The sequence below is a fragment of the Virgibacillus alimentarius genome, assembly GCF_000709085.1.
Classification (GTDB): domain Bacteria; phylum Bacillota; class Bacilli; order Bacillales; family Amphibacillaceae; genus Virgibacillus_B; species Virgibacillus_B alimentarius.
Genome location: NZ_JFBD01000028.1, coordinates 13,452 through 37,419 on the forward strand (window position 1 = coordinate 13,452; position 23,968 = coordinate 37,419).

At 38.6% G+C, this 23,968-nt stretch carries 22 protein-coding genes and 1 pseudogene; 11 read left to right on the plus strand and 12 right to left on the minus strand.

What is annotated here, in order from left to right:
- Nucleotides 1-21: 21 nt before the first annotated feature.
- The 5 genes from GZ63_RS0105130 to GZ63_RS17055 all read left to right on the plus strand — a co-directional run bounded on the left by GZ63_RS0105130 (nucleotide 22) and on the right by GZ63_RS17055 (nucleotide 4,041).
- A complete protein-coding gene (locus tag GZ63_RS0105130) occupies nucleotides 22-777 on the plus strand; it encodes a hypothetical protein (protein WP_029267526.1) in 756 nt (251 codons plus the stop codon).
- Nucleotides 778-883: 106 nt separating this feature from the next.
- Nucleotides 884-1,927: a lactonase family protein gene (locus GZ63_RS0105135; protein WP_029267528.1), complete on the plus strand. Its 1,044-nt coding sequence runs from the start codon at nucleotides 884-886 to the stop codon at nucleotides 1,925-1,927.
- A 253-nt stretch (nucleotides 1,928-2,180) separates the two neighbouring features.
- Nucleotides 2,181-3,086: a hydroxymethylglutaryl-CoA lyase gene (locus tag GZ63_RS0105140; protein WP_029267530.1), complete on the plus strand. Its 906-nt coding sequence runs from the start codon at nucleotides 2,181-2,183 to the stop codon at nucleotides 3,084-3,086.
- Between the two features lie 265 nt (nucleotides 3,087-3,351).
- On the plus strand, nucleotides 3,352-3,573 hold the full coding sequence (locus tag GZ63_RS17050; protein ID WP_051681397.1) for a hypothetical protein: 222 nt from the start codon (nucleotides 3,352-3,354) through the stop codon (nucleotides 3,571-3,573).
- A gap of 117 nt (nucleotides 3,574-3,690) precedes the next feature.
- A complete protein-coding gene (locus GZ63_RS17055; protein ID WP_051681398.1) occupies nucleotides 3,691-4,041 on the plus strand; it encodes a UPF0236 family transposase-like protein in 351 nt (116 codons plus the stop codon).
- 133 nt (nucleotides 4,042-4,174) lie between these two features.
- Here the strand turns inward: GZ63_RS17055 and GZ63_RS0105150 are convergent, their stop codons facing one another.
- From GZ63_RS0105150 to GZ63_RS0105180, 7 genes are read right to left on the minus strand one after another with little or no spacing between them, the layout of a single operon-like run.
- The gene (locus GZ63_RS0105150; protein WP_029267532.1) at nucleotides 4,175-5,170 is read right to left on the minus strand and encodes a histidinol phosphate phosphatase domain-containing protein; all 996 of its coding nucleotides are present in this window, start codon (nucleotides 5,168-5,170) and stop codon (nucleotides 4,175-4,177) included.
- Nucleotides 5,171-5,182: 12 nt separating this feature from the next.
- Nucleotides 5,183-5,968: a DeoR/GlpR family DNA-binding transcription regulator gene (locus GZ63_RS0105155; RefSeq protein WP_029267534.1), complete on the minus strand. Its 786-nt coding sequence runs from the start codon at nucleotides 5,966-5,968 to the stop codon at nucleotides 5,183-5,185.
- Between the two features lie 16 nt (nucleotides 5,969-5,984).
- A complete protein-coding gene (locus tag GZ63_RS0105160) occupies nucleotides 5,985-7,004 on the minus strand; it encodes an ABC transporter ATP-binding protein (RefSeq protein ID WP_029267536.1) in 1,020 nt (339 codons plus the stop codon).
- Complete coding sequence (locus GZ63_RS0105165) at nucleotides 7,001-7,864, minus strand: ABC transporter permease (protein WP_084179024.1); 864 nt, start codon at nucleotides 7,862-7,864, stop codon at nucleotides 7,001-7,003. Before GZ63_RS0105165 ends, GZ63_RS0105160 begins: the two co-directional genes overlap by 4 nt.
- On the minus strand, nucleotides 7,861-8,703 hold the full coding sequence (locus tag GZ63_RS0105170; RefSeq protein WP_029267541.1) for an ABC transporter permease: 843 nt from the start codon (nucleotides 8,701-8,703) through the stop codon (nucleotides 7,861-7,863). The genes GZ63_RS0105165 and GZ63_RS0105170 overlap by 4 nt, the downstream gene beginning before the upstream one ends.
- Nucleotides 8,704-8,744: 41 nt before the next feature.
- Nucleotides 8,745-9,578 (minus strand): alkaline phosphatase family protein, encoded by an 834-nt coding sequence (locus GZ63_RS0105175; protein WP_029267542.1) that lies wholly within the window; start codon nucleotides 9,576-9,578, stop codon nucleotides 8,745-8,747.
- The gene (locus GZ63_RS0105180; RefSeq protein WP_029267543.1) at nucleotides 9,568-10,674 is read right to left on the minus strand and encodes an ABC transporter substrate-binding protein; all 1,107 of its coding nucleotides are present in this window, start codon (nucleotides 10,672-10,674) and stop codon (nucleotides 9,568-9,570) included. The genes GZ63_RS0105175 and GZ63_RS0105180 overlap by 11 nt, the downstream gene beginning before the upstream one ends.
- Nucleotides 10,675-11,717: 1,043 nt before the next feature.
- Between GZ63_RS0105180 and GZ63_RS18795 the strand changes: the two genes are divergently transcribed.
- From GZ63_RS18795 to GZ63_RS0105210, 5 genes and pseudogenes are all read left to right on the plus strand, one after another.
- Nucleotides 11,718-11,798 (plus strand): putative holin-like toxin, encoded by an 81-nt coding sequence (locus GZ63_RS18795; protein WP_226374306.1) that lies wholly within the window; start codon nucleotides 11,718-11,720, stop codon nucleotides 11,796-11,798.
- Between the two features lie 248 nt (nucleotides 11,799-12,046).
- On the plus strand, nucleotides 12,047-12,580 hold the full coding sequence (locus GZ63_RS0105190) for a helix-turn-helix domain-containing protein (RefSeq protein WP_226374307.1): 534 nt from the start codon (nucleotides 12,047-12,049) through the stop codon (nucleotides 12,578-12,580).
- Between the two features lie 398 nt (nucleotides 12,581-12,978).
- Nucleotides 12,979-15,044, plus strand: a pseudogene (locus GZ63_RS16400) (thioredoxin domain-containing protein).
- 86 nt (nucleotides 15,045-15,130) lie between these two features.
- A complete protein-coding gene (locus GZ63_RS0105205) occupies nucleotides 15,131-15,676 on the plus strand; it encodes an O-acetyl-ADP-ribose deacetylase (RefSeq protein WP_029267548.1) in 546 nt (181 codons plus the stop codon).
- 279 nt (nucleotides 15,677-15,955) lie between these two features.
- Complete coding sequence (locus GZ63_RS0105210; protein WP_029267550.1) at nucleotides 15,956-17,380, plus strand: aldehyde dehydrogenase family protein; 1,425 nt, start codon at nucleotides 15,956-15,958, stop codon at nucleotides 17,378-17,380.
- Between the two features lie 76 nt (nucleotides 17,381-17,456).
- On the opposite strand, the gene GZ63_RS0105215 is transcribed toward GZ63_RS0105210, so the two are convergent.
- The 5 genes from GZ63_RS0105215 to modA form a co-directional block, all read right to left on the minus strand.
- The gene (locus GZ63_RS0105215; protein WP_029267553.1) at nucleotides 17,457-18,776 is read right to left on the minus strand and encodes a nucleobase:cation symporter-2 family protein; all 1,320 of its coding nucleotides are present in this window, start codon (nucleotides 18,774-18,776) and stop codon (nucleotides 17,457-17,459) included.
- A gap of 331 nt (nucleotides 18,777-19,107) precedes the next feature.
- Nucleotides 19,108-20,571, minus strand: a complete 1,464-nt coding sequence (locus tag GZ63_RS0105220) for a potassium/proton antiporter (RefSeq protein WP_029267555.1) — start codon at nucleotides 20,569-20,571, stop codon at nucleotides 19,108-19,110.
- 120 nt (nucleotides 20,572-20,691) lie between these two features.
- Complete coding sequence (locus tag GZ63_RS0105225; protein ID WP_029267557.1) at nucleotides 20,692-21,336, minus strand: ATP-binding cassette domain-containing protein; 645 nt, start codon at nucleotides 21,334-21,336, stop codon at nucleotides 20,692-20,694.
- 13 nt (nucleotides 21,337-21,349) lie between these two features.
- A complete protein-coding gene (modB, locus tag GZ63_RS0105230) occupies nucleotides 21,350-22,045 on the minus strand; it encodes a molybdate ABC transporter permease subunit (protein ID WP_029267559.1) in 696 nt (231 codons plus the stop codon).
- 13 nt (nucleotides 22,046-22,058) lie between these two features.
- Entirely contained in the window at nucleotides 22,059-22,865 is an 807-nt protein-coding gene (gene modA / locus GZ63_RS0105235; protein ID WP_029267561.1) for a molybdate ABC transporter substrate-binding protein, read from the minus strand.
- Between the two features lie 116 nt (nucleotides 22,866-22,981).
- Between modA and GZ63_RS0105240 the strand changes: the two genes are divergently transcribed.
- The gene (locus GZ63_RS0105240) at nucleotides 22,982-23,893 is read left to right on the plus strand and encodes a substrate-binding domain-containing protein (RefSeq protein ID WP_029267563.1); all 912 of its coding nucleotides are present in this window, start codon (nucleotides 22,982-22,984) and stop codon (nucleotides 23,891-23,893) included.
- The last annotated feature ends 75 nt before the right edge of the window (nucleotides 23,894-23,968 follow it).

Consider the following 23,968-nt stretch of genomic DNA (forward strand, 5'->3'; position numbering starts at 1 on the left):
TGCAATAAGGGGATGTAACATGTGGGATTATTTATGAATAGTGAAAACCCGGGCGTGTTTAAAAATGAAGGAGAAATTAAAGAGCCCAATCAAGGGTACTTTAAAATAAACTATTTTTCAGAACTGCTAAAAAGACAGGAAGAAGTGAATGCATCATTACTTAGGTCACTGCGGGATGTAAAGCTTAACAATAATCAGCAGGAATTCATCCAGGATAAGCGGTGGAAAGAGATGAATCAACAGCTGGAGAAAGTAAACAAAAGCAATGCAGAACAAAAGGAATTTAAAGACCATACGCTGCAGTGGCAAAAACGGTTAGATAACCAGGTAAATACATTAGGTGAAGTGTTAGAAGACAATGAAATGAAAGCGCAAGAAATGATAGAAGAAATGAGAGATATGCAGCACGTCAACAAAGATATGCTAAATAAGTTAGATCAACAGGAATTAACCAATCAGCACCTTATTTCACAAGTAAATGAGTTTCAGGATGTAAAGAAACAAGTGGATGAGCGAGCTCTGCAGCAGGACTTGATTCAAGAAGACATGTTAGAACGCCTGGAAAATCAGGAAGCGGGAACAGAGAAAATCATTAGACAACTGGATAACTTGCGTTCGATTCTCTATGAACGAACAAATGATTTAACAGAGCAAATAGAAAATGGCTATGAGCTGACGGCAACCTATTTTTATAAGCTGTTAACCGGATCCAATCAGCCTGTAACTCTTTTAATGATGAATGAAAAGAAAGAGGAAAGTAAATCGAATTCAAATTAAATCAATATCCAGAGAACCATACCTAACTCAACTCGATACGGTATGGTTTTTCATTGCTTCAATGCTATAATGAGACAAAGTACATCGAAAACGAAAGGGGATACATATGGGGAAAAAATATATTGGGTACGCAGGCACATACACACGTAAAAGCAGTCAAGGTATTTATCGATTTGTTCTTGATACGGAAAAAGCTACATTAGATGAGGTTGAAGTTGCAGCGGAAGTTGGCAGTCCAACGTACTTAGCAATAAGTGAGGATAACCGTTATCTTTATTCAGTTGCTCAAGATGGCGATTTTGGCGGTGTGAATGCCTATGCATTGGATCGGGAAACGGGAAGCTTGCAGTACATGAATGGACAACTTACCGAAGGAGCGCCGCCGTGTCATGTTACCATTCGCGATAAAGAGCTTTTAACAGCAAACTACCACCGGGGAACGATTGAATTACATCAAGTAAATCAGGATGGAACCGTTGAAGCGACATCTTCCAATTATCAGCATGAAGGTAGCGGCCCGCATAAACGCCAGGAAAAGCCACATGTTCATTATGCAGGACACACACCGGACGGAAAATATGTCATTGCCGCAGATCTCGGGACGGATGAACTTGTGACATATCAAATGAATCAACATGAACTGGTCCGAGTGAGTACGTTAACGGTAAAAGCCGGAAGCGGACCAAGACATATCGTTTTTCATCCAAATGGGAAAATAGCTTATCTGATCACAGAATTAAGTTCAGAAGTAATCGTGTTAAATTATAACGCAGAAACAGGAAGTTTTTTAGAAAAACAATGCTTAAGTACGATCCCTGAAGATTTTACAGAAAAAAATGATGCGAGTGCGATTCATATTTCTTCAGACGGCAAATTTATTTATGCAGGGAACCGCGGCCATAATAGTATCGCTGTATTTAGCATCGATGAAGAAACGGGTGAGCTGACTTTGATTGACCACACAACAACCGGTGGTGACTGGCCGCGTGATTTTGTCCTTGATCCGAGTGAAAATTTTATTATTGCTTCCAATCAACATTCAGGAAACCTTGTCTTACTAGCGCGTGATGCAGAAACAGGAAAACTGAGCAAATTAAATGCAGAAGTATCTGTACCAGAAGTAGTATGCGTTAAGTTTTTAAATCATTAATCAAGCGTCTATGCAGTCTATCCCAGAGTCATTTGGGATAGGCTTTTTTGGTGTGCAATTAGAGAATTAACAATTGACAAATTCAGAATTTTTATAGTATAGTGTATTCAACAATGTTGAATAAATGGAAACTCGATTGAATAGAATGAATAGAAACGAAAAACTAAAGGAAATTGAATGGATGGAACCAATTTTTAAAAGGGAAATACAATAAACTGTAAGCGCATTCAAAAATGGGAACGGAGGGATAACTTTGAGACGTTGGCCTGAATTTGTTCAAATCAAAGAAGTTGGTCCAAGGGATGGTTTGCAAAATGAAAAAAAGCATATCACAACTTCCGATAAGGTGAATTGGATCAACATGTTATCTGAAACAGGTATGAAGGAAATTGAGTATTCTTCGTTTGTTCATCCAAAATGGGTACCAGCACTTTCCGATGCCCATGAAGTAGGTAGAAAGATTAAACGCAATCCAGCCGTCAGCTATTCAGCACTTATCCCTAATTTAAAAGGGCTTGAACTAGGATTGGAAGCCGGTATCGATGGCGCATCCGTATTCATGTCAGCAAGTGAGACACATAATAAGAAAAACATTAATAAATCAATTGCAGAAACATATCCAGTACTTGAAGAAGTGGTTAAAGAAGCAAAAAAGGCAAAAAAACATGTGACCGGATATGTCTCCACTGTATTTGATTGTCCCTATGAAGGAAAAATCAATCCCGATCAGGTCATTCGCGTTTGTGACCGATTGCTGGAAATGGGTGTAGATGACCTCTCACTCGGGGATACAATTGGAACCGCAGTCCCTACACAGGTGGAAGAACTGCTGGAACCTTTGCTTGCTAGATTTCCAAAAGAAAAAATGATCATGCATTACCATGACACAAGAGGTATGGCTATCGCTAACATCATGACATCTATGGAGTTTGGCATTAACCGGTTTGACAGTTCTGTCGGAGGACTTGGCGGATGCCCGTACGCACCTGGAGCAGCCGGAAATGTTGCGACAAATGATATACTCTATCTTTTACATGGACTGGGAATCAAAACAAATATTGATGAGAAAAAGCTGCAGGAAGCGTCGCTTTATATCCAGAATAAACTGGGAAAGGTTCTTCCTAGCAAAGCGCTCGCCTATGAAGTATCCGCTCTTTAAAGGGCTGAGTATAGAAAAACAGCTTGGATGCTGGGCAGAAAAAAAGATTGTCACCGTATTTTCAGGGCAGCTGTGCACACAGCCCGAAAAACGGTGACTTTTTTGAAGGAACATATTTCCCGGAATGGGGAGTAGTCTCGTCCCGGAAATGGTATGTGTAAAATAGTTCTCGCGGATAATTCTACAAAATCCTAGCCAAAATAGAAGAGGCACTCTATTATAAATCTATGCTTGGCGGCAAATACGCTTAGAAAGAGGCCTCTTCATGGATACTATTATTTCAAAATTGTACACATTAATACACCAGTCAGACAATCTAATTGGATTTGAAGAAAGCGTTCGTAGTATGATGTATGAGGTGTTTGCGTCTCTGTTGGAAGGCGTATTCACCAATATGAACGATGTCATTGTGAAGCAAAACAGGCTGAGGGCTGGACGGTGGAAAGGAATGACGAAAGGGAAATTCAGTTTTCTTTTGGTGTGGTGAGATTTACACATATCCTCATGTATGATCGGGAAGGAAGTCCACTACCCCTTTGATGAATGGACAGGGTTTAAAAAATACCAACGCAGTAGCCCATTTGTAGAAGCGAAAGTGGCCTAGATGGCTGCCAAAATCACCTACCGGGAAACAGCTTGTGTATTGAAGGAATGGACTGCTGTGGATATTAGCAATACAATGGTTGGAACGATTGTGAGGAAAGTTGGGGAAGCACAAGCCAAGGCGGATGAGGAAATAGATTTTCTCTATGCTGAAGCTGATGGCGTATTTGTTCGGGAGACAGAAAAGAAGAAGAGTCATGAGGGGAGCCATGCGATCCTTTATGAAGGCTGGGATAAGAGTGGAAAGCGCGTATCCCTACGTAACCCGATAGCGGTTACGACAACCCAACCAACTGCGGATTTTTGGAAACAAATTCAAGCATGTACTACCAACTGCTATTCTACCAATTAAAAACGAAACTGCGAAGTAAAAGCTGTACACACTCTCACTTACACAGTTATCGATACTTTTTTGTTAATTAATTTTGAAGACTTTGGCTTGTTCAGATATATGGACCAAGAGGATTTGCGGATCGGTTATTTGCTTAAACAATAGGTATGTTATACCGTTTCCTGTTGGAAAAGGCAACGATATTTTCATACCCATATTTTTTCAGTTGGCCCTTCGCTTGATCAAGGTTGGTTCCTAAATCATCTGGATAATGGGCATCCGATGATAATGTCATTGGAATATGATAGTTCGCTAGTGTTTGAAGATAAATCAAGCTTGGACAAGATTCTTTGATCGGGTAACGATAAGATAACCCCGTATTCACCTCAGATGCTACATTATTATTCTTTAATGTGGAAGCAACCGTTTCATAATAATCCTTAAGCAGTTGCTCGTCTGGTCTATAAGAGAAAACTTTCAAATTATCTAGGTGTGCGACGATATCAAATAGTTGCGATTCAATCGATTGGCAAACATAGGAAGTATGTAGTTTGTATAAATCCATCAAATTTTCTTTTTTAAACAAATAAGCAGCATCTGGATTATCAAAACCCCAGCCTTTTACAAAATGTACAGATCCAATAACATAGTCCCATGGTTTGTCAGTAATTAATTTACTCAACTCTTCCTCCCCATTCGGGAAAAAATCCGCTTCGATTCCAAGTTTCAAATGAACACCTTGGTTTGCCCATTTTTCCTTTTGCGATTGAATGAATGCAATAAATTGATCCATCGATGGCATAACAGCGATTTGATTGAGCCATTTTATTTGCATTTTTCCTAATTTGTCTGTTTTTAGATACATATGTTTTTTATAATAATCGAGCGCATCATGAAAACGATATAAATGATCCACGATCCCTACTTCCTTTAACCCAAGCTGTTTTGCTCTTTCTAAATAAAGATCAAGCCATCTTTCCGAATAGCACCCTTCTTTTACTCTATTATTTAATTTTTCTAGTAAGTCTTGCATCCATGTAAAAGAATGAGCCCGATCCTGTGAGAAGAATTCCAGTGCCTTCGCACTGCGGGCAATCCAGTTTGTTGAATAAGGTCCTTCTTCTAAATGAACATGATAATCTATAGTCATGATATCCTTCCTTTATTTTGCTGAAATCCAATCTATATTTTTCACTAATGCATTCTCTTGCCACGAATCTGGTAATGGAACATCAGATACAATAGCATCTACATCGTTTAAGGAACCAAATTTACAGAAAGCATCTACTCCTAATTTCGAAGAATCTGCTAACACAATAATTTCCTTTGAAACACGAATCATCGTTTTAGAAATCATTGATTCATTAAAATCAAAATCACTTAAGCCATTTTGCAATGAAATTCCACCAACAGAAATAAAAGCCTGATCAATATTAAATTGTTCCAATACTATTTCTGTTAATTTTCCTGATATGGAATGCTGTTTTGGATTTAATTGGCCTCCAAGCAAAATAACTTCACCAGAAAAAAATTGATGTTTCAATCCTTTCAAAAGCAAATTAGCGACTGGCAGTGAGTTCGTTAGAATCGTAATATCATTTTTATATTTGATTTCCTTAGCTAATTCAAGAACGGTTGTCCCTACATCAATCACGATCGTAGACCCATCTTGAATCAACTGTACTGATTGTTTTCCAATTCGTTTTTTCTCTTCCTCCATTACTTTTTTTCTACTTAGTAATGGTGGCTCCCCGTGGTGAAAAGTTCCGCTTACTGCCCCGCCATAAACCCGTTTGACTAGCCCTTCATTTTCTAATACAGCTAAATCACGGCGTACGGTTTCCATCGATACATGGAACTTTTCAGATAGCTCCGAGACCTTTACTTTTTGTGACGTTTTTAATTTATTCAAAATACATCGTTTTCTCTCTTCAGGAAATGTCTCCATATTCATCTCTCACCTTTTAATCGAATGTAATACAAGCTTTTTTTGGGATTAATAGTTTAACCGTATCTCCTTCTTCAAAGTATTCCCCATCCTGAAACAATTGCTCTACTTGAATACGTTTTGCCTTTACATCAACTTGATAACGAACTAAACTCCCCATAATCGTTTTCGTGCGAATTCTTCCTCCCAGTGTGAAATTCCCCGTATGATCGAAATTTTCTGCGTCCTTTGCACTCATGGTTATCCTTTCCGGACGAATTGCGATGTTGGCTGTGCTAATATCAAAATTTTCATTTATACATTGTTTCCATTCCGAATTCGTTAAAATATTATAAGACCCAATAAACCCAGCAACAAATTTATTTTTTGGACTCGTGTAAATCATCTCTGGTGTACCAGCTTGCTCAATAACACCTTTGTTCATCACATAGATTCGATCACTTAACATCATCGCTTCTTTTTGGTCATGTGTTACAAAAATAGTCGTTATGTTCATCTCTCTTTGGATGCGTTTAATTTCTTCCTGTAATGTTTTACGAATTTTTGCATCGAGGGCACTTAATGGCTCATCCAATAATAAAATTTTGGGTTTTAAAATTAATGCCCGTGCAAGTGCCACTCGTTGTTGTTGCCCACCTGATAGTTCATGTGGATAGTGATTTTCTAGCCCGTTTAATCCCATGATTTCAATCATTTGATTCATATCTTTTTTCTTATTTCCGATCTTTTTCATTTTCAGCCCATAAGCGATATTTTGGGAAACTGTCATATTTGGAAATAACGCATAGGATTGAAAGACCATTCCAATCTCTCGTTTTCTCGATGGCAAGTGTGTGATATCCTTGTCGTTGACCGAAATGAACCCGTCATCGATATCAATAATTCCAGCAATTGCGCGTAATAATGTACTTTTTCCACACCCACTTTGCCCTAGCAACGTGACAAATTCACCTTTTTTAATTGTAAATGAAATATTATTTAAAACAGTCTTATTTCCATATTGTTTTTTTACGGATGCTACATTTACATAACTCATCGGATGTCACCTTCTACTCTCTTTTTTTGAATCTGACTTTTATGAAACCTAGGGATACGTAATTTTGCGAAATGGAATTTTTTTATCCCTGGTTGCTGAAATTGAATGAGTAATCCAGTTACGACCATAATAATGATATAGTACGAAATAACGATGGCACTTGTTAAATGGCCATTTTTGCTGAACTTCTGATATAAATAGATTTGCAGTGTTTCATACTGCCCACCAACTAATAAATTGGCTAAAGCAAATTCACCAAATAACATAGCGATGGAAAGAAGTGCCGCAGCGAGAATTCCTTTCATGATATTCGGAAGCACGACAGAGATAACCGCCTTTATCTTCGTTGCACCTAACAATTCAGCTGCGTGGATGAGTTCCACCGCATTTACTGTATAAAGACTATTGCGAATACCTTGATAAACAAATGGCATAATGATAATCGCATACGAACCGATTAAAATCCACGGAGTACCAACAATAGATATGCTACTTGAAGAATAAACGTTTAATAATCCAATAGCAGAAACAATTGCTGGAACACCATAAGGAATCATGGAAACCAATTTAAGATATTTTTCTTTGCTTGGAAAATAAATGACGACTACAAACATGGCAAGTAGCATCACAACTAAACTTATTAGAACGGACGAAGCAATGACAAAGATCGAACGAGATAATGCTTCTAAAAAGCGAGTATCTTGAAACAACATCACATACCATGAGAATGTCCATGATTCCGGAAGGATGCTATCACTCCATTTATCCGCTAATGAATATAGCAATGTCCCTAATAATGGAAGCAAAAGATAAATAGATAATAAAATAACAATAAATAAATGTTTCCGTTTCCCAATCAATCCAAATCCCTCCTAATCTTGCGCATGACCCGTCCATTAATCCAAAGTGCAACAATCATAATTAATGCCAATACGACACCTAATGCACTAGCTAAATGAGGCTGTAAAAATACATCTCCTGCAATCAATGAACCAATTTGCAATGGCAGTAAATTATAGGTTGAACCGACCAAAGCATAAGCCGTTGCATAAGCTCCTAATGAATTGGCTAAAAGAATCGTATACGTCCCAATAATTCCAGGCAGTAAAATTGGAATGCCAATATGAATCCAATAGGAAAAGGAATTGCCTCCGAGCAGATTGGAAGCATAGCGCCATTCCATTTTTAACCCTTGATAGGTTGGTAATAAAAGCATAATCGCAAATGGAATTTGGAAATAAATATACACGACAATCAACCCGATCCAAGAATACAAATTGAACTGACTAAAAATATCTAGACCAAGCTGTGAAAAGAGTAACGTAAATAATCCATTATTCCCTAACAGGATGATAAACGAGAAAGCTAATGGAATTCCTTCAAAGTATGATGTCATATTGGTAATCATAACCATTACTTTATTTTCGCGATTAGACAGCCTTGATATCGAATATCCTCCAATAGCTGCAATGACAATTGCTACCGTTGCCGAAATAATGGAAATCATTAAGCTATTCTTGATGGCTTGCAGATAAAAGGGATCACTGAAAATATTTATATATTGTTCTAAACTAAATGTTCCTTCATTAGATTGGAAACTTTGATAAATCATATTGACAAGTGGAGCCAGTAAAAATCCGGTAATTAATATGGCGAACGGGAGCAGCCCAAGTAACGCATAAACCTTTGAACGAGACAATGAAAATACCTCCCTTATTTTCCAGAAGAAATAGGCGACCACTATTTCTTCGCCAGCAGTGCTGTCACCAATTCAGGCAACTCCTGCATCACTTCAGACACTGGAATATCTAATAATTGACACATGAATGGTGCAAATGCTAATTGTGGAATAACATGATCAAACCTTCCCTTTTGGACATGTTCACTAAGTACATATATAGGTACCATTCGTTCTACATCTGTTGTTCCACCATGAAGCCCCCATTCCGACATTCCGTGATCAGCTGTAACAACAATTTGATATCCTGCTGCTTGCCAAATTGGGATAAGCTCGGATAAATAATTATCCACTTGCAAAATTTTTTCACGATATTCCTTTGAATTACTTCCATACTTATGCCCTGCATCATCCACGTTCATCGAATGAATGTATAAAAAATCAGGATTTACTTGCTGTCTCAAAACTTCTCCATCCATTAATAAATGACCGTCCGGATAATGATCTTCCCAGTAAAATTTCCCATACTGAATGACGTTTTCTGGATTTCTCTGCTCACGGTCCTCTAAAAAATGAAAAGGAGCACGATGATATAATTCACTAACCCAATAATAGGAAGCTGTTGCGTTGATTAATCCATGTTTCTTCGTTAAATGAAAAAGACTCTCCTGTTTCGATAACTGGATGGAACCATTGGATGTAATTCCATTAACAGAGCTTGGAGTTCCTGTTAACAGCACCTCATATAGTGGTCGGGAAAGACTTGGCAATTCTGATTTTATTTGGCAGCTCATTGCCTTTCCGATATCAACTAAATGCTCGATATATCCTAAATTTTCAACTGCTAAGTCATAACGCATTCCATCAATAACAACAACGATCAGCTTATTTGACATGAACAAGAACCTCACTTTGCCATAATTTTGGTAATTCTTTTGCCGTTTCTTCCCATGCTTCATGGTCACTTACTGGCACAGCATTCGCATACTGTTCTTTGGGAACCATATTCTCTTCTACTTCTTTCGGCAGTTCAACAGAATCGCGAATAGGACGAGCATAACCTTTAGCAAGATTAATTTGTCCTTCATCACTCAAAATGAATTCTCTTGCTAACATTGCTGCGTGGGGATGCTTCGAATATTTATTAATAATCGTCGCATAGCCACTGATGACAGAGCCTTCTTCCGGTATAGTAACCTCAAATCGTTCACGATCTACCTCATCTGCATACCCTAAAGCATTAAAATCCCACATAATGCCAACCTCCATTTCTCCCTTTTCCATCCCAGCAACATTGTTACTTTTGGCTGTACTTAATCTTCCTTGTTTCGCTATTTCAGCAAAAAAATCAAGCCCCGGCTGTAAATTCGTTTCATCTCCACCGAAGGCAATCGTCGCAGCTAGCACTGACATCTGATCTTGCGTACCTGTTTGAACATCGCCAATATTGACTAGATAATCTCCTTCAAGCAAATCTTTCCATGATGTTGGTGTATTTTTCACTTGTTCTTTATCGGTTATAAAAGCAATTGTTCCTTGATATCCAACAACCCAATCCCCATCATCATCTTTTGCCCAATCGGGAATCTCATCCCAATAGGAAGTTTTATATGGTAATGTAATATCTTTTTCTTCTACAATCGGGCCAAAGGAAATGCCAACATCTCCAATATCAGCCGTTGCGTTTTCTCCTTCCGATTCCATCTTAGAAATTTCCTCGGCACTCGACATATCGGTATCGGTATGTTTGATTCCATGTTCATCCGTAATTTCCTTCCATGTTTCTTCCCAGTTCGCCCATGTATCTGGCATGCCAACACTATTTACTTCACCTTCTTCTTTTGCTTTCTCTTCAATTTTTTCTAAAGATAAAGCATTCGGATCTTCAATCGACGAACCATTGGTTGTTTCCTCTGAACCACAAGCCACCAACGCGAACATACTTGCACCTAATAGTACCGTAGCAAGTCTTTTCTTTCTGAAAGTTTCCATTCCTCATACCACCTTATGTTGTTTATATTGGTTTTTTATTGTTTTCATTGGTTTTATTATAAAACTAGTTTATTAACCTCATATGAAACCAATGTAAAAAAATTGTAAAGTTAATACATTACAGTAATGGATATAGTTAATTCGCTGATTTATTATTTTATAAATTTTTGGTGAATGGATAATTGTAGGAATTTCTACGCTATTTTAAGCAGCAAATAATCCCCACCTTTACATAGATGAGGATTATTTATCGATTATTTTTAAAGCAAGGTTCGTCCATTATTAGTATGATTACTATTAAGTAGGGGTAGTACCAGCGAATTTAGGGCAAGGTAATACAGGAAATTTAAAAGAAATAAGTTGTATACTAAGTGAAATTAAATATAAAAAAGCCAAAGACCCGAATGTAACGGAATTTGGCTTAAATAACAGATTAACTACTTTTATATGTATACGACGAATTGGTTATGCGATAAAATCAATCAAGAAAAGTTAACTCTTAATAAAACAAGCCTCCTAATGTTCTTCATATACAAAATCACTTGAGAATTCCATGATATTTAGCTTATCTAAGATGGCATTTGTAACAATATCTATGGAACAAGCGCTAGAGAAATCGAAGCGCAAGAAAGCAGAGAGAGATTAAAAAGGTGGTTCGAATGTCCGCTTATCTACATCAACCATTCGTCCGTCCATCGGCGCGAAACAAGGTTCGATTGCCGTGTATGCATCTTTCTCACCCGCCATTGGAAAACTAGCTAAGAGCTTTAGTTAATCCCCTTGACATTTTGTGTTAGGTTCTTGGTTTATAGAACGTAACTCAAAATGCCAGGCTACCAAGTGATGACAATCGCGCGGCAGTTGGAAAGTGTAAAAAAAAGCGCCAGAAATATTGGTATTATAAGGGTACCGAGAAAAGCTTTACACAAACCCGGAAATGGATTCCTCTGTTTCTTGTTTCACTTTTCTGTTAACATAAGAAATGTACAATAGGGCTTTACGGGTGGTGGCTCGCTCCCTTTCTGAAAAGGGGGTGATGCCTCATGACAGTATTTGAAACGCTTTTCCTGATGATCTCATTCGGGACATTGGTCGTGACAATACTGTCGCAAACTAAAAAATAACCACTCTATAAGCCGGGTAAGCAGTTAGAGTGGTTATTTTCCCTCTTAAAATGCGAGCCGCCCCTTTAAGGGTTATTGTACTTGGCCGTTGGTGCAATTTCGCCAACGGTCATTTACTATCCTATGTGCGTTTCTGTATTCATTATACCCGATTTTAAATAAAATAAAAACAGAACCTGTATGTTTAAGCAATGCCACAAGGATGAAAGGGGAGAAGCACCATTAAACTAGATAGTATCGGTAAAAAAATAAAACAAGTACGTCTCCGAAAGAAGAAAACACAACAGCAAGTAGCGGATCAATGCGGTATTTCCAAAAGCTTGTTATCAAAAATAGAAAACGGCCAAACATCATCAGCTGTCGCCACATTATCAAAAATCAGTGACGCACTTGATATCCAGCTCTCCTGGGTGCTCGATGATAATCCAGAAACAGATATTATGATCTTGCCGCAATCAAAAAGACAGATTAGCTTAGGCAATGAGAACATGGGTTATACATATGAATTGCTCGCAAACAGATCCAAGTTTTCCAGCATTGAACCAACCATTGTACATGTTACACCAAAAGACACCAATTTACGGCATGATCCATATACCCATTCACAAGATGAATTTATTTATATTTTGGAAGGATCCATTTATCTTCATTACGATGGTCAAAAACATTATATGGAAACAGGAGACACAGCCTATTTTAAAGGAACGAATACCCACTTATTTATCCCCGTTGATAATCAGGGAGCAAAAGTGTTGACCATATTTGTAGATAATGGAGACTAACAGGTATACGGTGTGATATTGGGATATACATCCACTCGCGCGGTGCCCGGGTGAAGACGCGCAATAAGGAGAGCGACTTGTGCAATATCCATGGGCGGTCGTGCAATAGGGGAAGACACTCGCGCAACCCTCATGCAAAGTCGAGCAATAACGCCTGCCACTCGCGCAATCTCCATCCAAACCCACCCAAGTTACTTCGATATCACCCATCAACTTTACCTTACGCAGGTGCATATGCATTTGCAGACCCGTCTATTACTTAGCTTCACCCACCTATGAATGGACTCCCTAGCACGAAGTTCCTCCCTGTTTATAATCAACATAAGCCCAAGGATTTGTATCCCACCTGCTCAATTGGGTACGATAGTTATATAAAGTAAAGATGAGGGAGTGATCATATGCCGGCTAATCAAAATGCGCCCAATCGATTAATCAACGAAAAATCTCCATATCTGCTTCAGCATGCCTACAACCCTGTCGATTGGTACGCTTGGAGTACAGAAGCATTTCAAAAAGCAAAGCAGGAAAACAAGCCTATTTTTCTTTCCATTGGCTATTCGACTTGCCATTGGTGTCATGTGATGGCGCATGAATCATTTGAAGACGAAGATGTAGCAGCAATTTTAAATGAGAACTTTATTTCCATCAAAGTAGACCGGGAAGAGCGTCCGGATATTGACGCTGTATATATGAAAGTCTGTCAGATGATGACAGGTCACGGTGGTTGGCCACTTACGATATTTATGACGCCGGATAAAATTCCTTTTTATGCGGGCACCTATTTTCCAAAAGAAAGTAAGTACGGTCTGCCAGGTATTAAAGAAGCACTCACACAGCTTTACGCTAGGTTTGTCAACGACCCAGACCATATCGATGAAGTGACAGACAGTGTGACAGCTGCCTTGAAACAGACCGTACAATCAAAGAGTGGTGAACGATTGACGAAAGAAGCTGTGGATGAAACATATGAGCAGCTTAAGAAAAGTTTTGATGATACAAATGGTGGCTTTGGTAGTGCGCCGAAATTTCCACAGCCACAAAATATTCTTTTTTTGCTCAGGTATTATCATTTCACAGGAAAAAGTGGTGCACTGCAAATGGCTGAAGTAACATTACAATCCATGGCTGCTGGTGGTATTTACGACCATGTTGGATTCGGATTTGCAAGGTATGCAACAGATCAAGAATGGCTGGTTCCGCACTTTGAAAAAATGCTTTATGACAATGCACTGCTCCTAATGGCATATACGGAGTGTTATCAGATTACAAAGAAACCGATTTATGAAAAAATAAGTAAAGAGATTATTGCCTTTGTTCTAAGAGAAATGAAAAGTTCGGAGGATGCATTTTATTCCGCTATTGATGCCGATTCAGAAGGAGTAGAAGGTAAATATTACGTATGGGGCTATGAAGAAATCTTCCGTGTACTTGGTGAAGAACTTGGCGAATTATATACAAAAGTCTATGACATTACACCGGATGGAAATTTTGAAGGAAAAAACATCCCGAATTTGTTAAGAAACAATTTAAGGAAAATTGCTCAGAAAAATAAACTGACCGAGGAAAAATTAAGGCAAAAATTAAAAGATGCGCAAGAAAAGCTTCTAGAAGCCCGCGAAGAAAGAGTTTATCCACATGTGGATGACAAGATATTAACAAGCTGGAATGGATTAATGATCGCAGCATTTGCAAAGGCAGGAAGGGTTTTCAAAGATAATCATTCGATCAAGGCGGCAAAAGAAGCGATGCAATTTATTGAAGAAAACCTTTATCATGGAAAGCGTTTAATGGCCCGTTATCGGATGGTGAGACGAAGTACAATGCCTATATCGATGATTACGCATTTTTGCTGTGGGCATACGTTGAGCTGTATAACACATCTTTTAGCATAGATTATTTGCGAAAAGGTAAAGAGCTTGCTGATCAAATGATCGGTTTATTCTGGGATGAAACAGATGGGGGTTTTTATTTCAGCGGAGATGACAGTGAGGTATTAATTTCCCGGGAAAAGGAAATCTATGATGGTGCACTTCCCTCAGGCAACAGTGTTGCTGCAGTCATGCTCATGCGTTTAGGATATTTAACGGGTGAACTTAAATATCTTGATAAAGTAGAAGAAATGTATTATACCTTTTTTAAGGATTTGGATGGGTATGGCCTAGCTAGTGCCTATTTCATGCAAAGTTTATTGCTGACTGAAAATCCGACAAAAGAAGTTGTTGTCCTAGGAGCGGCAGATGCGCCGGAAAGAAAACAGCTCCTGGAAATGCTGCACGAGAAGTTTTTGCCAAATGTTACAGCAATTGTATCGGATCAGGCAGATCATTTTTCAGGTATAGCGCCATTTGCAGCAGCGTATAAACAAATCGATCAAAAAACAACGATTTATGTTTGTGAAAACTTCTCTTGTCATCAGCCAACATCGGATATCGAACATGCAAAACATATGATTTTAGAAGGGTAGCTAAAGTGGCTCTCCAAAAGAAAGGGGGAGTCACTTTTTACAGTAATGTATGGATTGATAGGTTGAAATCGATCGGAGGTGATCGTATGCGAGTGGAGATGAATGGTAATTATGTAGAGTTGCTGATGGGAGATATCACAAAACAGCAAACAGACGCAATCGTCAATGCTGCCAATGGTTCGCTCCTAGGTGGTGGAGGTGTAGATGGTGCAATTCATCGTGTGGCGGGTGGTGGTTTGCTGGAGGAATGCAAAAGAATTCGTCAGGATACATTACATGGAGCTTACTTACCTGCAGGGGAAGCAGTTGTTACGAGCGGCTATCACTTACCTGCAAAATATGTCATTCATACGGTGGGGCCCGTATGGAGACAAGATGAGGATGAAGAGAAGCTTTTAGCAAATTGTTATAAAAATGCTTTAAAACTTGCCAAAGAGAGAGGGTTAAAAAGTATATCTTTTCCATCTATCTCAACAGGGGTATACCGATTTCCCGTACATCTAGCGGCAAGGGTAGCCCTCAGGGAAATTGGGAACTTCCTGAACCAAAATAAATTTAAAGAAGTAGCGATGGTGCTGTTTTCTGAGGAAGACTATGATGTTTATGAAAATACGCTTAAAAATAGGATTTAGGGTTTAATTCCGAAATAAATGCTATCAATCTATTTTTTGGGTACTATATTTAAAATAGAAGTAACATTATTTTCCAAATGTATGATAAAATTATTTATTGCGTTTTTATTGCGTTATTTGAAATTTTTGATATGATTTAGACAGGAATGATTTGGTTGGGGTAAATGAAAGCGATTAACTGTCATGATCTGCCACATTTATTAATCGTAACAAAAATATAATATGAAAAGCACGAATACTTCAACCAATACTACTTTTTAGAAAAGGAGTTTTATCGCTATGCGTGATTATCTTAAACATTATATTAATGGTGAGTGGGTTGAATCAACTGGCTCAGAAACAATGGAAGTCATTAATCCTGCGACAGAAGAAGTGATTGGTCATATTAGTGCGGGAACAAAGGAAGATTTAGACCGTGCAGTAAAAGCAGCACGTGCAGCTTTTCCTTCTTTCTCTCAAACTACGAAAGAATATCGTATTGAATTACTAGAGAAAATTGCTGAGGAGTATGCAAAACGAAAAGATGAACTAATTGAAATTATTACAGAAGAGCTTGGTTCTCCTCGTAAAATTTCTAAAAATGTTCATTATAATATGGGCTACGCTCACTTTAAGCAAGCTGCAAAGGAATTAAAAGATTTTTCTTTTACTGAAAAACGCGGGAAAACGACCATCGTGAAAGATTCAATTGGTGTAAGTGGTTTAATTACGCCATGGAACTTCCCGACAAACCAAACAGTTACTAAAATTGCAAGTGCATTTGCAGCGGGAAGCACAGTAGTTTTAAAACCTGCTTCCATGACACCATTTGCAGCAATGCTGCTTGCTGAAATTTTCGAAGCAGCTGGACTTCCTAAAGGCGTGTTTAACTTAGTGAATGGATCTGGAAGTGTCATTGGTAATGGCATTAGTGAACATCCTGACATTGACTTTGTTTCCTTTACAGGTTCAGATGGTGTTGGACAAACTGTTATGGAGAAAGCAGCGAAGACAATCAAGAAAGTTGCACTTGAACTTGGTGGTAAATCACCGGTTGTTGTGTTAGAAGATGCTGATATGAACAAAGCAGCAAAAGCAGCACTTTCTAATATTGCTATGAATACAGGGCAAGTATGTTCTGCAGGTACACGTGTGCTCGTTCCGCGTAAACTAAAAGAGCAATTTGAAGAAGCTGTATTAAATAATCTGAAAAAATTCCCAGTAGGTGATCCACAAGGCGAAGTGTTTACTGGACCACTCGTTTCTCAAAAACAATGGGATACCGTACAAGGATATATTGAAAAGGGTATTAGTGAAGGCGCAACACTTCTAACAGGTGGTACTGGCAAGCCGGAAGGATTAGATAAAGGTTATTTTGCTAAGCCAACGGTATTTACTGACGTTAAAAATGATATGGTCATTGCTCAAGAAGAGATCTTTGGTCCTGTTTCATGTGTCATTTATTACGATACACTTGATGAAGCAATCGAGATCGCAAATGATACTGAATTCGGCTTATCTGGCTATGTAGTCGGTGAAGATTCGGAAGCACTTCAAAAGGTTGCATTAGGAATTCGAGCTGGTCAAATTACGGTTAATAATGCACCTCAAGATTTCGGAGCTCCGTTTGGCGGCTTTAAAAAATCAGGAATTGGCCGTGAGTGGGGACTCTATGGTATTGAAGAATATCTTGAACCAAAAGCCATTATGGGCCTTGAAAAATAAATTTCTCATATCTCTAGAAAAGACCGAGTATTCATTACTCGGTCTTTTCTGCTTAGATACTAGATTCATTGTTTTTTTATCCTACACTTTCTGCACGTTGTTCTGCTTCTGATCCTACATTTTGCGGTTTTTTAGCGCCATTTAATATAATATTAAGAATAACTGCAGCAAAACCGCCTGTGACAATTCCATTTTCGAGAAGAATCCGAACGCCTTGTGGGACATTGGAGAAAACTTCCGGAGCAATCGACACACCCAAACCTAGTCCAATAGAAAGTGCTACAACAAGAGAGTTTTCTGTACGTCTGAAGTCTACGACAGACAGTTGACGAATCCCCGAAGCCATCACCATACCAAACATTGCAATCATTGCACCGCCAAGTACAGGTTCAGGAATAATCAAAGTTAATGCAGCTATTTTAGGTAAAAGGCCAAATCCTACTAGAATAACACCAGAAGCAATAACTACTTTTCTTTGTTTTACTCCTGTTAGTGCGATGATACCAACGTTTTGTGAGAATGTAGAATAAGGAAATGCTTGAAAAATACCCCCGACGATTTGTGCTAAACCTTCGGCCCGTAATCCTTTCTTTATATCACTTCCATCTAATTTTTTTTCAATAACATCAGCAAGTGCAAAATAAACGCCTGTAGCTTCCATCATCGTAACGATCCCAACTAACGTCATACTAAGAATTGCATTGAAGTGAAATTCCGGGGCTCCGAATCGGAATGGTTCTACCATATGAAACCAAGAAGCATCGCCAACAGATGAGAAGTCTACTAATCCCATAAATGATGCAATAATTGTACCTGCTACAAGAGAGGCTAAAATGGAAATTGCTTTCATAAACCCTTCAAAAAATCGATTTAATAATACAATAATGATAAGAGTAATAGTAGCCAGCGTTAGGTTTGTTAAACTAGCATACCCAGCTGAATCTGGATCTCCGGTAATATTGCCCATGGCTGCTCCAATAAGTGAGGTACCAATAATGACAACAACGGTACCGGTAACAACTGGCGGAAAAAAACGAATCATTTTATCCATAAACTGTGCTAAAAATATGATAATAGCACCCGCTGCTATTATAGCACCGAAAATGGACGGTACTCCTTGCGTGGTTCCGATAGCTATCATCGGTCCTACTGCTTGAAAGGCAACCCCCATCACAATTGGCATTTTAATTCCAAAAAATTTATTACCGACTACTTGTAAAAAGGTTGCAATTCCACATGCAAACAAATCAACAGAAATCAAATAAGCAACTTCTGCTTCGTTGAGGCCAATTGCTGGTCCAACAATTAAAGGAACAACTACTGCACCGCCGTACATCGCTAATACATGCTGTAGTCCAAATGCCCCCAACTTCCAAAATCCTAGCTTTTCATCCATTCTTTATCCTCCCTTGTAAGATTTTTGTTGCTTTTCTGCTGAGTCGTAGATGCAGAGATATAATAAAGATATAACAATGGACCATGAATTAAAATAAAAAAACCACAGTTAGCCTCTGATCAATTAGAGGCTAACTGCGGTTCAAACTCCTTCCGTTAAACAGAACGCATGATACCGATTGCCAAATAGGAGGATATTAGAGCGATAAACGCATAGATATCCATGGATTTTAATTTTCTTCTACATACAAATGTAAGCGTTTGCCTATTGATTGTCAAGTGGGAATTTTCGAAAAAACAAATGGGAGGCGTGGAAGGGAAGCAAGATGACTTTATTCCATGCCCATCATTTTTTTCTTTGGTTTTCCTATAAGTGAGACTTTTGCTTTTTCCCGGTCTTTTTTGTTGCCAAGTACATACAATGTATCTCCATTTTTGATAATAGAGTTTCCTGTTGGAGTGATTAGCTCTTTGTCACGGACAATCCCTATAATTAGCGTATTATCTGGTAATTCCAGATCAATTAAAGAAGTATTTACTGCAGGAGAGAGATCGGTGATTGATACTTCCATGATTTCAGAATCAGTATGTCCAAGTGTAATTAATTCCAGGCTTGGTTTTACTCCTGCTCCGCCATTGCCTGTTAGATTGAGTTTTGTAGCAAGCCAGGATAAGGTGCTTCCCTGAACTAACGCGGAAATTAAAACGACGAAAAAGACAGCATTAAAAATCAATTGGCTATTTTCGACATCAGCAATAATCGGGTAGGTGGCAAGCACGATAGGAACAGCGCCCTTTAAGCCAGACCAAGAAATAAATACCTTCTCTTTAAAGCTGTACTTCATGAATAGCATACAGATAAATACTGCAGCCGGACGGGCGATAAACATTAAAATAACAGTTAATAAGATACTGTCCCAGGCTACGGCCGGCAAGTGGCTTGGGAAAACGAGCAATCCAAGCAAAATAAACATAATAATTTGCATCATAATGGCAAAACCTTCATTAAAACGCAATATCGTAAATCGGTACATTAAATCACTATTACCAACAAAGACAGCCATCACATAAACGGCAAGCAAACCACTTCCTCCAACGGTATCGGTAATAACATATGTAGAAGTAGCCATCCCCATTGCAAGAATGGGATAGAGTCCAGCTGTATCCAGCTTAATATTATTAATAATAAGAACGATGAGTTTCCCGAGGGCTAAACCGAGGATCAATCCTAGTCCCATTTGTAAAAAGAAGCTACCAATTGCAGACCAAATCGTACTTTCAGGGATCTGAATCAATTCAATAAAGGCAACCGTTAAAAAAACAGCCATTGGATCATTGGAACCTGATTCTGCTTCGAGTGTAGAAGTCAGTCGCTTGTTAATATTTTTATTGCCTAATACAGAAAATACAGCTGCTGCATCGGTTGAGCCGACAATAGCACCAAAAAGCATTCCTTCAAGCAGGGTAAAGTCCAGAATATACTTGGCTGCCAGCCCAACAATTATGGAAGTGATTAGTACACCAAATGTTGCCAGCACGCCTGCTGGGGCAAGGATGGGACGAACATGATGCCATCTTGTATTTGCACCGCCATCAAACAAGATGATGATCAGTGCCATAATTCCAATAAGCTGTGTCAGATGTACATTTTCAAAGAATATAAACTGGTTGAGGCCCATACCTACTAATAGGAATAGAACTAGTGCAGGGAGACCTAAACGATTAGAAAATTTTGTGGTAAGTACTCCGATGATAAGCATAATAGAAAATAAGAAGATTAATGTTTCCATAGACATAGTTACGCAATCCTTCCAAAAATATGGGTCTATACTAATGATAAACGTAAATTTTGAAAAAAACAAAAAATCCTTTTCAAAAATGACATATTTTATATAAAAATGCAAAAAACAAGGCGACTATACCTTGCTTTGTTGAGTTTCATTCGTACTTTGAAATTTCCCGCGCTTTATATAGATAATACGATCACCTAGTTTTTTTGCCTCTTCATGGCTATGTGTAACCATAATAACAGGAATTCCCCAAAGTTTTTGGAGGCGTATTAATTCATGATGCCCTTTCGCTCGAGTCTCATCATCCAGAGCTGAAAATGGTTCGTCTAGAAGTAATAACTGTGGTTCGGTTGCTAGCGCACGGGCGATAGCAACGCGCTGTTTTTCCCCTCCGGAGATTTCATGCGGATATTGCTGGATCAGATGTCCGATATTTAGCTCTTCCATCAAATCTTTTGCTAATTTTTCTGATTTCATCCCGTAGGAAATGTTTTTCCAAACCGTCATATGTGGAAACAATGCGTAATCTTGGAATAAATAGCCGATTTTTCTTTGCTGCATGGGAACGTGTGATTTTTTCCCTTTAAAAAAGATTTTATCATTTAACGAGATAAGGCCTTCGTTTGCCTTGCTTAATCCGGCAATACAGTTAAGGATTGTTGTTTTTCCTGACCCTGAGGCCCCAAATAAAACAACAATTTCATTTCTCACAACAAATTCCACATCTAATTCAAAATGGAAAAGGCTTTTTCGGATATGCACATTTAGCATGATTTAAACCCCTTTATTCATTGTTACGCTGCCTGGAGTAACGCATCATATTTCGTTTACTCCACCAGTTTAACCATAAAATAGCACTGAATCCGAGTGCGATAATAAGAATAACCCAGAACGTAGCCATTTCCATATTTCCTGATTCTACTTCAAAATAGATAGCTAATGGAATCGTATCTGTGACATTAGGGATATAGCCTGCTAACATGAGCGTAGCCCCAAATTCACCTAATGCACGGGCAAAGGCTAAAACAAGTCCTGCTAATAACCCAGGCCATGCGAGTGGAAAAGAGATTGTCCAAAAGACACGCCATTTGGATGCTCCCATTGTATAGGCAGCATTCTCTACGTTTTTATCATATTGTTTAAATGCAGCTGCTGCACTTTGATACATTAATGGGAAGGAAACAACCACTGCTGCAATGATCACAGCATACCATGTAAAGACAACTTGAAAATCGAACCAATCCATTAAAAGGCGTCCGAGGAAACTATTTTTACCAAAGAGCCAAAGTAAACCAAATCCTACAACCGTCGGAGGTAGAACAAGTGGCAACATAATGATCGCTTCGAGGATTCCCTTTCCTGGAAATGAATTGCGTGCGATGATGCGGGCTAGTATCACACCTGTGATAAATACAATAACAGTAGCGATAGCAGCGGTTTTAAAAGATAACCATAATGGCGATAAATTAACCGTATCCATAAACAATCACCTATTACTTTTGAAAGCCGTATTTTTCCAAGATCTCTTGGGCTTGATCAGTTTCCATATAATTCAAAAAGTCTTTTGCTTCTTGCTCATGTTCTGTATCAGCGATAACCGCTCCAGGATAGATAATCGGATCATGTACATCCTTATCAACGGTGGTGAGTTTATTTATTTTGTCTGAAGTTTCTGCATCACTTTCATAGACGAAACCAATATCGACATTCCCAGTTTCAACATATGTTAACACTTGACGAACGTCTTTGGCTAATATAATGCTATCCTCGAGTTTGTCCCACATTTTCATGTTTTTCAAGGATTGTTCGGTATATTTTCCTGCTGGTACACTTTCGGGGTTACCGATTGCAATTTGCTCTACATCTTTATCGTTCATATCTTCCACTTTTTCATAATCCAGCGTTGATGATTTTCCAGTAATTAAGACGAGGTTGTTGCCGGTTATATCCGACCTTGTATCTACGATGATCTTCTCTTCTTCCTCAAGCGTGTCCATCCAGTCCTGGTTAGCGGAAATAAATACATCAGCAGGAGCTCCTTGTTGAATTTGTTGAGCTAAGCTGCCGGATCCGCCAAAATTAAAAGTGAGTTTCACTTGATTTTCCTTTTCATAGATTGATTTAATCTCATCAAGTGCATCGGTAAGACTAGCCGCTGCGGAAATGGTTAAATTCATTTCCTCACTGTTTTTTGATTCTGTGCGATTACTTTTTGTTTCTGTATTCTCACTGTTATTGGAACAACCGATAGCTAGTACAACAAACAACAATAAGAATAAAATGATTTTTACCTTATTCAATTGTATCCCTCCAAGTTATAATTAGTTATAACTAGATATATCTAATTATAACTTGGAGTCTATGAATAGTAAATGATAACATAAGAATAGTAACAATATTCAGGGGTGTTTAACATATGCTGCAAAATGAATCGTATACGCCGGAGGAAATTTCAAAATTACTTAAGGTCTCCAAACTCACGGTATATGACTTAATAAAAAAGGGAGAGTTGCAAGCCTATCGCGTTGGAAGGCAAATGAGAGTGGATCAGGAGGAGCTAGAGAATTATAAAAGCCGAGGGAAGGAAACTAGACTTGCTGCACCTGCTAAAGAAAGTCAGCAATCATCAAGCTCTATCGTTATCAGCGGGCAGGACAGTAGCTTAGATATATTAGGGAAGAAAATGGAGGCGCAATCAAGCAAGTATCGTCCGCTTCGTTCTTATGCCGGCAGTTTAGACAATTTAATTGCGATGTATCAGGGGAGGGCTGATATTATCAGTACCCACCTGTTTGACGGGGACACAAACGAATATAACATTCCTTATATAAGAAAGTTCCTTGTAAGCCACTCCTTTATCGTTGTTCAATTCGTAAAGCGGCGGGCAGGACTTTACACAGCGAAGGGAAATCCGCATAAACTAAGTAGCTGGGAGGATCTCAAAAGCAATAAAATAAGAATGATCAATAGGGAAAAAGGGGCTGGGGCTCGCGTCCTTTTGGATGAACAACTACGAATACATAACATTTCTAAAGATGAGCTGAAGGGATATAACAATGAAGAAACGAGTCATCTTGCTGTCGCTTCTGCTGTGGCAAATGGAAAAGCGGACGTGGGAGTGGGGATTGAACAGATCGCAAAAATAACAGCTATCGATTTTATACCGATGATTGATGAAAGTTATGACCTGGTTATGCTGAAAAGCGGGAAGAACCAGTCGCTTATTTCCGATGTATTGGAAGTTTTAAATAACGCTGATTTCAAGGAAGAGCTTCAATCTCTAGGTTATGATTGTCATGGGATTGGCCAAATCATCTGGGAGCAGTAACTGGCTGTACTCCTTTCGTAAAATTACTTTGTCAGCATGATATAGCTTGCCCCTGCATACGATGTATAAACCGTG